The 568-nt window shown below is 58.1% G+C and carries 1 protein-coding gene; it reads left to right on the plus strand.

Annotation, left to right across the window (positions count from 1 at the left end; all coding sequences use genetic code 11):
* Positions 1-568, plus strand: a 568-nt coding sequence (locus tag ACB035_RS20490) for a hypothetical protein (RefSeq protein ID WP_371168036.1), incomplete at both ends; no start/stop codon positions are given.

Raw genomic sequence — 568 nt, forward strand, 5'->3', positions numbered from 1 at the left:
GGGATGGCACGCACTCCTGCTATAACAGTGCCGAGAAGGTCTTTTACAAAGGCAGGTATGACTTTGACGCGCGGGGGATGCGCCGCAACGACACCCTGTCCGGCTGGCCGGCGGGCAAAACCCTGGCCGCCGCGTTCCAGAACTTTGATGGCAGTAAGTATCTTATGTGGAATGACCACACCCATAGCTTGCTCTCGACAACGGGAGGTGTTGGCGCCGTTCAATCAACTGGAGATTGGTCCTTTTATCCCACTGGCAGCAAGCGCCTGGTGGCGGCGTGTTTGCTTACCGACGAGTGGTTTGTGTTGTTTTGGGCGGATGGCACGCACAGTGGGTATGCAAAAGGTATGGGCTTTGCCAGAGATAGCAGCAGTTTTGACTCATCCGGCTACCGCCCCAATAGCCACTACGGCCTGCCCACGACCAAGACCGTGTGCGCAGCGGATTATTTGGGGGGAGAGAACTCCTTCCGGGTGTTCTGGCACGACGGCACCCACTCCCAGATTGAGGGCAGTCTGGTCACCAACCGGGATGGCTTTGATGCCCAGGGCTATCGCAGCAACAGCGC

The organism is Aeromonas sp. S12(2024), assembly GCF_041402305.1.
Taxonomy (GTDB): domain Bacteria; phylum Pseudomonadota; class Gammaproteobacteria; order Enterobacterales; family Aeromonadaceae; genus Aeromonas; species Aeromonas veronii.